At 72.9% G+C, this 12,569-nt stretch carries 8 protein-coding genes; all 8 read right to left on the minus strand.

The features are described from left to right. Nucleotides 1-177: 177 nt before the first annotated feature. Nucleotides 178-855 (minus strand): LysE family translocator, encoded by a 678-nt coding sequence (locus RF647_RS16635; protein WP_368812711.1) that lies wholly within the window; start codon nucleotides 853-855, stop codon nucleotides 178-180. Between the two features lie 19 nt (nucleotides 856-874). Continuing rightward, the gene (locus RF647_RS16640) at nucleotides 875-1,900 is read right to left on the minus strand and encodes an aldo/keto reductase (protein ID WP_368812747.1); all 1,026 of its coding nucleotides are present in this window, start codon (nucleotides 1,898-1,900) and stop codon (nucleotides 875-877) included. A 107-nt stretch (nucleotides 1,901-2,007) separates the two neighbouring features. Further along, a complete protein-coding gene (treZ, locus tag RF647_RS16645) occupies nucleotides 2,008-3,879 on the minus strand; it encodes a malto-oligosyltrehalose trehalohydrolase (protein WP_368812712.1) in 1,872 nt (623 codons plus the stop codon). A 5-nt stretch (nucleotides 3,880-3,884) separates the two neighbouring features. Continuing rightward, nucleotides 3,885-6,242 (minus strand): malto-oligosyltrehalose synthase, encoded by a 2,358-nt coding sequence (treY, locus tag RF647_RS16650; RefSeq protein ID WP_368812713.1) that lies wholly within the window; start codon nucleotides 6,240-6,242, stop codon nucleotides 3,885-3,887. An 84-nt stretch (nucleotides 6,243-6,326) separates the two neighbouring features. Next, on the minus strand, nucleotides 6,327-8,513 hold the full coding sequence (gene glgX / locus RF647_RS16655; RefSeq protein WP_368812714.1) for a glycogen debranching protein GlgX: 2,187 nt from the start codon (nucleotides 8,511-8,513) through the stop codon (nucleotides 6,327-6,329). Nucleotides 8,514-8,648: 135 nt separating this feature from the next. Then, on the minus strand, nucleotides 8,649-10,217 hold the full coding sequence (locus RF647_RS16660) for an NAD(P)H-hydrate epimerase (RefSeq protein ID WP_368812715.1): 1,569 nt from the start codon (nucleotides 10,215-10,217) through the stop codon (nucleotides 8,649-8,651). Beyond that, nucleotides 10,214-10,585, minus strand: a complete 372-nt coding sequence (locus RF647_RS16665) for a holo-ACP synthase (protein ID WP_368796615.1) — start codon at nucleotides 10,583-10,585, stop codon at nucleotides 10,214-10,216. Before RF647_RS16665 ends, RF647_RS16660 begins: the two co-directional genes overlap by 4 nt. Nucleotides 10,586-10,662: 77 nt before the next feature. After that, complete coding sequence (gene glmS / locus RF647_RS16670; RefSeq protein WP_368812716.1) at nucleotides 10,663-12,555, minus strand: glutamine--fructose-6-phosphate transaminase (isomerizing); 1,893 nt, start codon at nucleotides 12,553-12,555, stop codon at nucleotides 10,663-10,665. Nucleotides 12,556-12,569 lie beyond the last annotated feature (14 nt).

The raw sequence follows: 12,569 nt of genomic DNA on the forward strand, positions 1-12,569 counted from the left end.
TCAGCGAGGAGGCGCAGTTGCCGACACCGGCGACGGCCACGCGAATGGGATGGTGGGACACGGGACTCCTTTGTCTGGTCGTCTGGGTCCCGTCCCCGGCGCCCGGCCGGGCGGGACCCAGCGCTCCAGTCTAGTGCCCGCCGGGGGCGGGCCCGGCCCGGCGGCCGGACGGCGGGCTCACAGCGCGCTGAGCAGCAGGCCGAGGGCGAGCACGAGGAACAGCACGCCGGCGGCGAGCTCCACGGCGGCCCCGTGCCGCCGGAAGCCCGCGGCCAGCCGCTCGACCGAGCCGACCCACGCGACCGCGGTGAACCAGGCGAGGCCCACGACCACGAGCAGCGCGAAGACCAGGGCCGTCTCCCACCACAGCGCGCCCGCCGGGACCACGTTGGCGAACAGTGCCACGAAGAAGATGATGGCCTTCGCGTTCGAGAGGTTCGTCACGAGCCCGAGCACGAAGGCCCGGCCGGGGGTGACGGAGCGCCCCGGCGGGGCCTGCGGCTCCCCCGGGACGCTGCCGGGCCCACCGCCCGCCGCGCTCGGCACCCGGTCCGGCACGGCCCGGGCGGCGAGACCCGCCCGGATCCCGCTCACCCCCAGCCAGCCGAGGAACAGTGCCCCGGCCACCTGGATGAGCCGCTGGAGCGTGTCCGCCTGGCCGATCAGGACGGTCACCCCGGTGAGGGAGAGCGTGATCCACACGAGGTTGCCGGTCATCACCCCCACCGCGGTGAGCATGCCGGCCGCCCGGGAGCCCAGCGACGCGTTGCGCAGGATCACCAGGACGTCCGGGCCGGGGGCGACGATCCCGGCGATCCACAGCCCGAGCAGGGCGAGGTACTGCGAGGCCTCCACGGCTACCGGGACCCGCCGCTCACGCGGTCTTGGAGTCGCGGGCGCCCGCCCAGATGTTGATGTCGGAGTCCGTGGCCAGCCGGTCGATCGACTCCAGCTCCTCCGGGGTGAAGGAGAGGTGGTGCACGGCGCCCACGCTGTCCTCGAGCTGCTGCGGCGAGGACGCGCCGACGAGCGCGGTGCTGACCTGGCCGTCCGCCTGCTCGCGCAGCACCCACGCGATCGCCATCTGGGCCAGGCTCTGCCCGCGGGCGGCGGCGATCTCGTGCAGACCGCGGACCTTCTCCAGGGTCGTGCCGGTCAGCCACTCCGGGTTCAGGGACTTCTCCGCGGCGGCCCGGGAGCCCTCCGGGACGCCGTCCAGGTACCGGTCTGTGAGCATGCCCTGGGCCAGGGGGGAGAACACGATCGAGCCCATCCCCGCCTCCGTCAGGGCGCCCAGCAGGGAGGTCCCCGACGGTCCGGGGGACTCGATCCACCGGTTGAGCATCGAGTAGGACGGCTGGTGGATCAGCAGCGGCGTGCCCAGCTCCCGCATGATCTGCTGGGCGCGCAGGGTCAGCTCGGCGTTGTAGGAGGAGATCCCCACGTACAGGGCTCGCCCGGAGCGCACAATGTGGTCGAGGGCCCGCATCGTCTCCTCGAGCGGGGTGTCCGGGTCCGGGCGGTGGTGGTAGAAGATGTCCACGTGGTCCAGGCCCATCCGCTGCAGGGACTGGTCCAGGGAGGACACGAGGTACTTCCGGGAGCCGCCGAAGTGGTACGGGCCCGGGCCCATGGTCCAGCCGGCCTTGGAGGAGATCACGAGCTCGTCCCGGTACGGCGCGAGGTCCTGCGCCAGGATCCGCCCGAAGTTCAGCTCCGCGGCGCCGGCCGGCGGGCCGTAGTTGTTGGCGAGGTCGAAGTGGGTCACGCCGAGGTCGAAGGCCCGGCGCAGCGTGGCGCGCTGGGTGGCGAGCGGCTTGTCGTCGCCGAAGTTGTGCCACAGCCCGAGCGAGATCACGGGCAGCTTCAGCCCGGAGTCGCCCACGCGGCGGAAGGGCATGGTCTCGTAGCGGTCGTCGGCCGGGAGGTAGGGGACGTCGGGTCCGTAGGTGCGCACGGGGGCCTTTCGAGGGTCGGTGAGGTCGTTCGGGTGGCGGCGGAGGGGGCTCAGTAGCGCACCACGGCGGCGCCGTGGGCGGGCAGCGCGGCGACGCCGCCGCCGGAGCCCGCGGTCAGCGACACGTCGCCGGAGCGGTAGAGCACCTCGGCGTCCGGGCGGCCGGGGAAGGGGACCTGCGCGGGCCCGGCCCCGAAGTTCAGCAGCACCGCGACCCCGTGGTCGGAGCCCGGGGCCGTGGCACGGCGCAGCACGAACCAGCGGGCGTCCTCGTCGAGGTCGGTGCCGATCGTGTCGAAGCGCGGGTCGGTGAGCTCGGGCACGGCGCGCCGCAGCGCGATGAGCTCGCGGTAGGCGCTCAGCACCCGGGCGTGGTCGTCCCGGCCGAGCTCGTCCCAGTCGAGCTTCGAGTTCGTGAACGTGCTGGGGTCCTGGGGGTCCGGGACCGTGTCCTCGTCCCAGCCCATGGACGCGAACTCCGCCTTGCGGCCCTTCGCCACGGCCTCCCCGAGCTCGGGCTCGGGGTGGGCGGTGAAGAACTGCCACGGCGTGGACGCGCCCCACTCCTCCCCCATGAACAGCATGGGGGTGAACGGCTGGGTGAGGAGCAATGCGGCACCCAGCACGAGCTGGTCCGGTGTGAGGCTCGCGCTGATCCGGTCCCCCGCGGCGCGGTTGCCGATCTGGTCGTGGTTCTGGATGCACGTGACGAACTGCCACGGGCGCACCCGCTGCTTGTCGACCGGCCGTCCGTGGTGGCGGCCGCGGAACACCGACATGGTGCCGTCGTGGTAGAACGCGTCCCGCATCACCTTGTCGAGGGTCCCGAGGGCGGCGAAGTCGGCGTAGTAGCCCTGCGTCTCCCCGGTGAGGGCGACGTGCGCGGCGTGGTGGAAGTCGTCGAGCCACTGCCCGGTCATGCCGAGGCCGTGTGCCGTGGTCGGCGTGATCATCCGGTGGTCGTTGAGGTCGGACTCCGCGACGGTGAAGAGGGGCTTGCCGGTCTCCACGCCCACGCGCTCCACGAGCTCGGCGATCTCCTCGAGGATGTGCACGGCCCGGTGGTCCTGCAGGGCGTGCACCGCGTCGAGGCGGAACCCGTCCACGTGGTAGTCGCGCAGCCACATCTCCACGTTGTCGAGGATGTAGTCCCGGACGCCGTCCGAGCCCCAGCCGTCGAGGTTGATGAGGTCGCCCCAGGTGCTGGAGCCGGGCTTGAAGTAGTCGGCGAACAGGGGCAGGTAGTTCCCGGACGGGCCCAGGTGGTTGTAGACGACGTCCTGGATCACGCCGATCCCGCGCTGGTGGCACGCGTCCACGAAGCGCTGATAGGCCGCGGGCCCGCCGTAGGACTCGTCCACGGTGTACCAGAGGACACCGTCGTAGCCCCAGTTGTGCTCGCCGTTGAACCCGTTGACGGGCAGCAGCTCCACGAAGTCCACGCCGAGCTGCACGAGGTGGTCGAGCCGCTCGACCGCCGAGTCGAGGGTGCCCTCCGGGGTGAACGTGCCGGGGTGCAGCTCGTAGACGACGGACCCGGCCAGGGTCCGCCCGGTCCACGCGGCGTCCCCCCACCGGTGCGCGGAGGGCTCGAACGTGCAGGAGAGGTCGTGCACGCCCTGCGGCTGGCGGCGGGAGCGCGGGTCCGGCAGGACCTCGGAGACCTGCGAGCGCTCCTGCGCCGTGCCCTCGTCGAAGATCTTGCCCAGGAGGTAGCCGTAGCGCACGGTGCCCTCGGGGACGTCCGCGCCGTCGGGCAGGGTCCACCAGCCGTCGCGGCGCGCCGCCGTGCCCGCCGGGGAGTCCTCAGGCAAGTCCGCGGCGGGGATCATGTCGTGGTCGTCGCCCTCGATCCGCACGGTCACCGTCCTGGCGTGCGGGGCCCAGACGTCGAAGCGGTTCAGGTGCTCGCGGGTGTTCATGGAGGTCAGGAGTCCTTCCGGCGCAGCAGCGCCACGGGGTAGTCGGCGAGCAGCCGGGACAGCGCCACGGTGCCCGAGTGCGTGCGGCGGGTCAGCAGGTCCTCGAACCCGCCCGCGGGCAGCTCGAGGGTCTCGCCGTCGAAGCCGCCCGCGGCGGCGAGTCCGAGGGGCAGGCGGGTGGCCACGGTCACGGCGCCGCCGCGGTCGAACGCGAACACGTGCCCGGCCAGCGGGCCGGACGCGGTCAGCGGGGTGTAGCCGGTGAACAGCTCGGGATGGTCCCGGCGCAGCCGCAGGGCGCGGCTGGTGACGAGCAGCTTGGCCGCGCCGTCCGGTCCCACGGCGGGGATCCCGTCGGCGGTGCCGCCCACGGGGGTGTCCAGCCGGGCGAGCCCGGCGGCCCGGGCCCCGAAGTCGACGGGACGGCGGTTGTCGGGGTCCACGAGGGACTCCGCCCACAGCTCGGAGCCCTGGTAGACGTCCGGGACGCCGGGCATCGTGAGCTGGACGAGCTTGGCGGCGAGCCCGTTCGCCCAGCCGGCCGCGGTGACGTGCTCGGCGAAGCCCTCGACGACGGCCCGCATCTGCGGGTCGTGGTGGACGAGCTCGACGAACCGGGTGAGCCGCTGCTCGAACCCGGCGTCCCCGTCGACCCAGGCGGTGGAGTTGCCGGCCTCCCGGGCGGCCTTGAGGGCGTAGTCCAGCACGCGCTCCTGCGAGATGGGCCAGGCGCCCACCACGGCCTGGAGCACGAGGTTCACGAGCGGGCCGTCGCCCACGAGGGCCCCGGCCTGCTCGGCGAGCTTCTTGACGGTGCCGACCACGCCGGCCCACTGCTCCCCCGCCTCGGCGAGCACGGTGATCCGCGCCCGCACCGCCTCGGAGCGCTTGGTGTCGTGCGTGGACAGCGTCGTCATCGCGAGGGGCTCCTCGGCCGCCCGGCGGGCGAGCTCGGCGTGCGCCTCCTCGGGGGTCACGGAGAAGTGCGAGGGGTCGCCGCCCACCTCGGTCAGCGAGGTCAGGCGGGGGAAGCGGTAGAACGCCGTGTCCTCGACGCCCTTGGCCATCACCATCCCGGAGGTCTGCTGGAAGCGGCGGGCGAGCTCCCCGAGCCCGGCCTCGTCCGTGGCGTCGACCCCGAGCAGCCCGCCCAGGATCCCGATCGCGCCGGCGAGGTCCGGGCGCTGCTCCCGGGCGGCGTCGAGGGCCGCCCGCAGGTGCTCGGCGCCCTCGGGCAGGTAGCTGCGGTAGACGGGGAAATTCGCGAGGATCTCCGCCAGGGCATCCTCGGCGACGGCCCGGTCCAGGCCGGCGTCCTCGGGCACGAGGCGGGCGAGGCGCCGGACCTCGGCCAGCAGCGCGCCGTCGGCCATGGCGCGCTTGGTGCCGTGGATCATCTCGTCCCAGTGCACGGGCTCCCCGCCCCGCAGCCGGGCGTCCAGGCTCGTGAGCGCGTACTCCCCGGCCGGGTCGGTGAGCAGCCGGTCGATCACGCCGAGGGCGTCGTAGCCGGTGGTGCCCGCGGTGGCCCAGTCGCGGGGCAGCCGCTCGCCGGGCTCGAGGATCTTCTCGACGACGACGTAGGCGCCGCCCGTGAGCTCCTTCAGCTGCTCGAGGTACTGCCGCGGGTCGCGCAGCCCGTCGGGGTGGTCGATGCGCAGTCCGTCGACGAGGCCCTCGTCGATCCACCGCTTGATCTCCGCGTGGGACTCCTCGAAGACCTCCGGGTCCTCGACGCGCACGCCCGCGAGCGTGGCGACGGTGAAGAAGCGGCGGTAGTTGAGCTCGGCGTCGCCGCGGCGCCAGTTCACGAGCTCGTAGTGCTGCCGGTCGTGGACGTCCTGCGGGTCGTCGCCCTCCGCCCAGGTGCCCTCGGCCAGCGGGTAGACGTTGTCGTAGTAGCGCAGCGTGCCGTCCTGGACCCGCAGCTGCGCGAGCTCGTCGTCGCCGTCGCCCAGCACGGGGATCAGCACCCGGCCGCCGCCGGATGCCCACTCGACGTCGAAGGCCTTCGCGTACGGCGAGGCCTGGCCCTGCGCGAGCAGCGACCACCACCAGGGGTTCTGCTCCGGGGCGGCGACGCCCTGGTGGTTGGGGACGATGTCCACCAGCACGCCCATGCCGCGGGCGTGGGCGGCGTCGGCGAGCGCCTTGAGCCCGGCGGCACCGCCCCGGACGGGGTCCACCTCGGCGGGGGACGCGACGTCGTAGCCGTGGTCGGAGCCGTCGACGGCCCGGAGGATCGGCGACAGGTAGACCCAGTCGGCGCCGAGGTCGTGGAGGTAGTCCACGAGCCCCGCGGCGCGGTCGAGCGTCAGGTCGGAGGTGATCTGGAGTCGGTAGGTCGAGATAGGTGTGCGCACCGCACCAGTCTGTCGGCCCGGCCCCGGAAACGCCAGCAGGCTGTCGACCCGTGTCCGGGTCGACAGCCTGCCGGGGCCGTCAGCTCACTGGTCCTGCGGCGTCTTCGCGTACGCGGCCACGGAGGCGGCGACCGACGCGTCGGGCTCCTCCTCGGCGGCCTCGTAGGCGCGCAGCACGACCATCGACTTGCCCTCGAGGACGATCGAGGTGCGGGCCTTGCGGATCTGGCCGTCGGCGTACTTGCCCGCGGTGTCGATGACCTCCTCCCACTGCCGGCCGTAGCGCACCGGCGGGAGCTTGCACTTCACGGCCTCCGGGTTGGAGTTGAAGTACACGATGAAGTTCACGTCCGTGATGGGCCGACCGCGCATGTCCACGCCGGCGATGCCGTTGCCGTTGAGCCACATCCCGAAGGAGCGGGACAGGGGCTCGTCCCAGTCGGCGGGCTTCAGCGGCGCCCCGTCCGTGTTCAGCCACGCGATGTCGGGCATCGGGCGGCCGGTGTCGTCCGCGTCCATCTCGACGGGCCGGCCGTCGAAGAACTCGGAGCGGCGGAACGTCGGGTGGTCGTGGCGCAGGTGGGTCACGGCGGCGACGAACTCGGTGAGCGGGCCGTCCATGGTGTCCCAGTTGATCCACGACAGCTCGTTGTCCTGGCAGTACGTGTTGTTGTTGCCGTCCTGCGTGCGGCCCAGCTCGTCGCCGTGCAGCACCATGGGCGTGCCCTGGGACAGCAGCAGCGTCGCCAGGAAGTTGCGCTGCTGGCGGGAACGCAGGGCGAGGACCTCGGGGTCGTCGGTGGGGCCCTCCACGCCGCAGTTCCAGGAGCGGTTGTGGGACTCGCCGTCGTTGTTGCCCTCGCCGTTGGCCTCGTTGTGCTTCTCGTTGTAGGAGACCAGGTCCCGCAGCGTGAAGCCGTCGTGGGCGGTGACGAAGTTGATCGAGGCGAACGGCCGGCGGCCGCTGTGCTCGTAGAGGTCCGCCGAGCCGGTGATCCGGGAGGCGAACTCGCCGAGGGTCGCGGGCTCCCCGCGCCAGAAGTCGCGCACGGTGTCCCGGTACTTCCCGTTCCACTCCGTCCACTGGGGCGGGAAGTTGCCCACCTGGTAGCCGCCGGGGCCGACGTCCCACGGCTCCGCGATGAGCTTGACCTGGGAGACCACCGGGTCCTGCTGGACGAGCTCGAAGAACGTGGCCAGCTTGTCCACGTCGTAGAACTCGCGGGCCAGGGCGGAGGCGAGGTCGAAGCGGAAGCCGTCCACGTGCATCTCGGTCACCCAGTAGCGCAGGGAGTCCATGATGAGCTGCAGCGAGTGGGGGTGGCGGACGTTGAGGGTGTTGCCGGTGCCCGTGTAGTCCATGTAGAACTTCTGGTCACCCTCCACCGTCCGGTAGTAGGCCTGGTTGTCGATGCCCTTCATGGACAGCGTCGGTCCCATGTGGTTGCCCTCGGCCGTGTGGTTGTACACCACGTCGAGGATGACCTCGATGTCGGCTTGGTGCAGGGCCCGCACCATGGCCTTGAACTCCTGGACCTGGCCGCCGAGGTCGTTGGTGGAGTGGTACTCGTTGTGCGGGGCGAAGAAACCGATGGTGTTGTAGCCCCAGTAGTTGCGCAGCTCCTGGTCGAGCAGGGTGCTGTCCTGCACGAACTGGTGCACGGGCATGAGCTCGATGGCCGTGACCCCCAGCTTCTGCAGGTGCGAGATCACCGCGGGGTGGGCCACGCCGGCGTACGTGCCGCGCTGCTCCTCCGGCACCTCGGGGTGCTGCTGGGTGAGGCCCTTGACGTGGGCCTCGTAGATCACCGACTTGTGGTACGGCGTGCGGGGGGTGCGGTCGCCCTCCCAGTTGAAGAACGGGTTGATCACCACGCCCATCATCATGTGGGGGGCGGAGTCCTCGTCGTTGAACGAGTCCTCGTCGCCGAAGTCGTAGGAGAACAGCGCCTGGTCCCAGTCGATCTGGCCGGAGACGGCCTTCGCGTAGGGGTCGAGCAGCAGCTTGGCCGAGTTGAAGCGCTGGCCCTCGGCGGGGTTCCACGGTCCGTGCACGCGGTAGCCGTAGCGCTGCCCGGGCTGGACGGTCGGGAGGTAGCAGTGCCAGACGTAGCTGTCCTGGGCCGCGACGTCGATGCGGGTCTCGGTGCCGTCCTCGTCGAACAAGCACAGCTCGACCTTCTCGGCGCCCTCGCTGAAGAGGGCGAAGTTCGTGCCGGTCCCGTCGAAGGTGGCTCCGAGGGGATAGGGCTGACCTGGCCAGACTTCCATGGGGGATCTCCTGTCGTACCGCCGGGCAGGGGTCACCATCAGCGGGCTGGGTTTTGGGGCAAGTGGGATCGATCTTAGCCCGGACCGGAGGCGCCCGTGTCCCGGGGGCGGTCCGTCGGGGCCGGGACCGCCGGCTCAGCGGTCCCGGCGCAGGACCGTCCGCACGTTCGCGGACAGCGCCGTGGGCGGCACGGGGCCGAGGCCCTCCAGCCGGGAGGCGTAGCCGTGCACGGCCACGGCGAGGGCGGCGGCCACGGCGCGGCGGGCGTCCCCGCGGGCCCAGTCCCCTGCAGCGGCGAACGCGTCCGGGTCCTCGGCGCTGCCCGCGAGCGCTGCGCCCATGATCCCCGCGAGGGTGTCCCCGCTGCCGGCGGTCGCCAGCCACGGGCTGCCGTCGGCCTGGGAGAGCAGCGTCCCGTCGGGGGACGCCACCAGGGTGGTGGCGCCCTTGAGGACGACGACGGCACCGGTCGCCTCCGCGGCCGCGCGCGCCCACCGGGCGGGCTCGGCCTCGATCGCCGCCCGGTCCGGCGCCTGCCCGCCGCCGCCGAGGGCGGCGAGCCAGGCGAGCACCTGCTCGAGCTCCCCGGCGTGCGGGGTGAGGACCTTGCCGGGGCCGAGGGCGCCGTCGGCGGCCGCCCGGGCCGCCGCGTCGAGGGCGCCGGCGTCGACGACGGCGGGGATGGGGCCCGCGAGCACGGCGCCGATCCGGGACTCCTGGGCCGCGTCGCCCACGGCGCCGGGGCCCACGACCCACGCCTGGACGTGGACGTCGTCGGGGTGGTCCTCGGAGGCGACCACCTCCGGGCTGGTCAGGCACACGAGGGAGCGGGTGGCGGCGTCGCCGAGGTGGCGGACCATGCCGGCGCCGGCGTCCACGGCGGCGCGTGTGCACATCAGCGCCGCCCCGGGGTAGGTCGGGGAGCCTGCCACGACCCCCACCACGCCCCGTGAGTACTTGTGGGAGGCCGCCCCCGGCCCCGGCCACAGCGCCGCGACGTCGTCGGGCTCCAGGCGCCGCAGCGCGGGGGCGGGCAGGGCGTGCTCGATCCCGAGGGGCACGGTTCGCACCTCGCCGCACCACCGGTCCCCCGGCGGCAGGAACAGCCCGGCCTTGGCCCCGCCGAACGTCACGGTGACGTCCGCGGCCAGGACCGGCCCGGCCACCGCACCCGTGTCCGCCGAGACGCCCGAGGGGACGTCGCACGCCACGACCGCGGGGCCGCCGTCCGGGGGCCACCGGTCCAGGACCGCGCGGACGAGCTCCGCCGCCGGCCCGCGCAGCCCGCGCCGGGCGCCGGTGCCCAGCACGGCGTCGAGCACGAGGTCGGCACGAAGCACGTGCTCGGTCGCCTCCTCGAGGATGGGCCCGCCGTCCCCGGCGCGCAGCACCCGTCCCCCCGCGGCCTCAAGGGCGGCCGCGCCCTCGGGGTGCAGCCGGTCGCCGACCGCCACGGCGAGCACGGAGGCGCCGCGGCCCGCCAGCTCCGCCCCCGCCCACAGCCCGTCCCCGCCGTTGTTGCCGGTGCCGGCGAGCACGACCACGCGCGCTCCGGCGACCCGGCCCCGGAGCCCGCGCAGGCGCTGCGCGCCGACCAGGGCCAGGCCGTGGGCGGCGCGCCGCATCAGCGCGGGGCCCTCCCCGCGCTCGAAGAAGGGCGTCTCGGCCACGCGCACCTGCGCCCCGGTCCAGGCGGCGATCACGCCGGCCCCCCGTCCCCGGTGCGCTCGGCGATGACCATGGCCATGGCGATCCCGCCGTCGTGCGTCATGGTGAGGTGCCACCTGTCGATGCCCTGCCGGCGCGCCTCCTCCGCCACCGTCCCCTCGGTGCACAGCAGCGGGGCGCCGGAGGGGTCCTTCTCGATCCAGCAGTGCTGCCAGATCATCCCGGGCGGCGCCTTGAGCGCCTTCGCCGCCGCCTCCTTGGCGGCGAAGCGCGCGGCGAGCGAGCGCACGTGCAGGTCCCGCTCGAGCGGGGTGAACAGCCGGGCCACGAGGCCGGGGGTGCGGGCGATCTGCTCCTCGAAGCGGGCGATGTCCACCACGTCGATGCCGGTGCCGATGATCATGGTCCCCAGCCTAACGACCGCCGGCCCGCCGCCCGGGAGGATCCGGGACGGCGGGCCGGCGCAGCGGCGGGCGCGGACTACTCGACGGTGACGGACTTCGCAAGGTTGCGGGGCTGGTCGACGTCGTAGCCCTTCGCCGTGGCCAGCTCGCACGCGAAGATCTGCAGCGGGACCGTGGTCAGCAGCGGCTGGAGCAGCACCGGGGACTGCGGCACGCGGAAGATGTGATTCGCGTAGTCGGCGACCGACTCGTCCCCCTCCTCCGCGATGACGATGGTCACGGCCCCGCGGGCACGGATCTCCTGGATGTTGGAGACCACCTTCGCGTGCAGCGAGTCCCGCCCGCGCGGGGAGGGGACGATGACGAACACCGGCTGGCCCTCCTCGATGAGGGCGATCGGCCCGTGCTTGAGCTCGCCGGCGGCGAAGCCCTCGGCGTGGATGTAGGCGATCTCCTTGAGCTTGAGCGCGCCCTCGAGGGCCACCGGGAAGCCGACGTGGCGGCCCAGGAAGAGCACGGACGAGGCGTCCTTCATGGACTGCGCGAGATCCTTGACCGCGGCCTGCGCGTCGATGACCTGCTGGATCTTGGCCGGCATGGCCTCCAGCTCGGCGAGGATCTCCCCGATCTCGTCCTTGTACTTGTTGCCGCGCAGCTGGGCCAGGTAGAGGCCCAGGAGGTAGGCGGCGGTGATCTGGGCCAGGAACGCTTTGGTCGAGGCGACGGCGATCTCGGGCCCGGCGTGCGTGTAGAGCGCGGCGTCGGCCTCGCGCGGGATCGTGGAGCCGTTGGTGTTGCAGATCGCCACGACCTTGGCCCCCTGCTCCTGGGCGTGCCGGACCGCCATGAGGGTGTCCATGGTCTCGCCGGACTGGGACAGGGCGACCACCAGGGTCCGCTCGTTGACGATCGGGTCCCGGTAGCGGAACTCGTGGGCGAGCTCGACCTCGGTGGGGATCCGGCACCAGTGCTCGATCGCGTACCGGGCGACCTGCCCCGCGTAGGCGGCGGTGCCGCAGGCAACGACGACGATCTTGTCCACGGCGCGGAGCACCGCCTCGTCGATCTTGAGCTCGTCGAGGACCAAATTCCCGTCCGGGTCGGTGCGGCCCATGAGGGTCTGCTCCACGGCGGCGGGCTGCTCGTTGATCTCCTTCTCCATGAAGGACGGGAAGCCGCCCTTCTCGGCGGCGGCCGCGTCCCACAGCACCTGGAAGGGCTTGCCGTCGGCGCGGTTGCCGTGGAAGTCGGTGATCTCGTAGTCGTCGGCCGTGATGGACACGACCTGGTCCTGCCCCAGCTCCACGGCGCTGCGGGTGTAGTCGATGAACCCGGAGACGTCGGAGCCGAGGAAGTTCTCCCCCTCGCCCAGCCCGAGCACCAGCGGCGAGTTGCGGCGGGCGGCGACCACGCGGCCGGGGTGGTCGACGTGCACGGCGAGGAGCGTGAACGCGCCCTCGAGCCGGCGGCACGCGACTTGCATGGCCGCGGTGAGGTCCTGGTCGCCGAGGTCGTTGTAGGTGTCGGCCAGGAGCACGGCGGCGACCTCGGTGTCGGTCTCCGAGCGGAACTCGTGGCCCTTCTCGATCAGCTCGCGCTTGATCTCGGCGAAGTTCTCGATGATGCCGTTGTGGATCACGGCGAGCCGGCCGCCGTCGACGACGTGCGGGTGGGCGTTGACGTCCGACGGTCCGCCGTGGGTGGCCCAGCGGGTGTGCCCGATGCCGGTGGTGGAGCGGGGCAGCGGGCTGTCGCGCAGCTCCTGCTCGAGGTTGAGCAGCTTGCCGGCCTTCTTGCGGAAGCCGACGGTGCCGTCCGCGACGACGGCCACGCCCGCGGAGTCGTAGCCGCGGTACTCGAGGCGCCGGAGGCCCTCGACGAGGACGTCCAGGGCGTCGTGCCCGGAGCCGGTGCCGGGCACGTCCGAGCGCTGGGAGGAGGGGCCCACATATCCAACAATTCCACACATGCGCTTCACAGTAC

The organism is Kocuria sp. CPCC 205263 (genome assembly GCF_040981075.1).
Lineage (GTDB): Bacteria > Actinomycetota > Actinomycetes > Actinomycetales > Micrococcaceae > Kocuria > Kocuria rosea.

What these genes read in the sequence shown, in the direction of transcription:
- glgX (WP_368812714.1), bottom strand. Translation starts at nt 8,513, where the DNA reads ATGGAAGTCTGGCCAGGTCAGCCCTATCCCCTCGGAGCCACCTTCGAC.
- glmS (WP_368812716.1), bottom strand. Translation starts at nt 12,555, where the DNA reads ATGTGTGGAATTGTTGGATATGTGGGCCCCTCCTCCCAGCGCTCGGAC.
- treZ (WP_368812712.1), bottom strand. Translation starts at nt 3,879, where the DNA reads ATGAACACCCGCGAGCACCTGAACCGCTTCGACGTCTGGGCCCCGCAC.
- RF647_RS16640 (WP_368812747.1), bottom strand. Translation starts at nt 1,900, where the DNA reads ATGCCCTTCCGCCGCGTGGGCGACTCCGGGCTGAAGCTGCCCGTGATC.
- RF647_RS16665 (WP_368796615.1), bottom strand. Translation starts at nt 10,585, where the DNA reads ATGATCATCGGCACCGGCATCGACGTGGTGGACATCGCCCGCTTCGAG.